2 protein-coding genes are annotated in these 868 nt (G+C 70.3%); both read right to left on the bottom strand.

All coding sequences use genetic code 11. From position 1 onward, the window contains the following. The coding region (locus tag ACJA3G_RS37835; protein ID WP_406557523.1) for a hypothetical protein at positions 1-213 on the bottom strand (213 nt) is incomplete at its 3' end. Then, the coding region (locus ACJA3G_RS37830; protein WP_406557522.1) for a polysaccharide deacetylase family protein at positions 210-868 on the bottom strand (659 nt) is incomplete at its 5' end. The genes ACJA3G_RS37830 and ACJA3G_RS37835, both read right to left, overlap by 4 nt.

The following is an 868-nucleotide window of genomic DNA, read 5'->3' as shown; positions in this document are numbered from 1 at the left end:
GGGGTGGACGTGCCAGGGTCTGCGGCCCGGCGGAGCGCCGGGGTGGGGGAAGCCGCGCCGGGCGTCGGTCACCTTCGTCGCCGCCATGCGGCCGAGCCGTTCGATCGGGGCGGCGGGGCGCTCGCAGCCCGCCGCGAACAGCGCCACCGTCAGCGCACCGACCGCCAGCAGACCGGTCAGCGGACCGCCCGGCGGTCGGTGCGCGCGGATCATACGTAGTCCTCCAGCCTGGCCACCGCGTACCCCTTGTCGGTGATGACCTTCATGACCTGCCGGATCATGTCGGGCATCGTGCCCTTCCAGTCCTCGCGCCCCCGGAAGTGCGTGAGCACGATGTCGCCCGGGTGCAGGTCGCGGTCCCACTCGCGCCACTCCATGTGGTCGGGGAACGCCTCCGCCGCCCACAGCGGCACCGCCTTGATCCCGCAGGACTGGGCCGCGCGCAGGGTGTCCTCGTTGTAGTTGCCGTACGGCGGCCGGAAGAGCCGGGGCCGCTTGCCCGCCCACTTGCCGATCTTGTCCTGCTGATCACAGATCTCGTGCCGCTGCTCGTCGTAGGAGAGCGCGGGCAGATAGCGGTGGTTGAGCGTGTGGTTGTTGAGCGTGACGCCCAGGCCCTGCATGCGCTTGAAGTACGGGTAGTCGGTGCGGACGAGGTAGTCGCTGAGGAAGGCGCTGTAGGGGATGCGCAGGTCCCGCATCATCTTCAGCAGTCTGGGATCCTTCTCGGCGCCGTCGTCGATGGTCAGGAAGACGATCCGGTCCTTGGTGGGCACGGTCGTGAAGACGGGCGGCAGCGAGTCGCCGCCGTCGGTCTCGAAGCCGGGCCGGTTGGTGATCTCCGGTTTGACGGCGGGCGGGGCGGGCG

The organism is Streptomyces sp. YS-3, from assembly GCF_045257485.1.
Lineage (GTDB): Bacteria > Actinomycetota > Actinomycetes > Streptomycetales > Streptomycetaceae > Streptomyces.
This window is presented reverse-complemented; position numbering and strand designations above follow the sequence as displayed.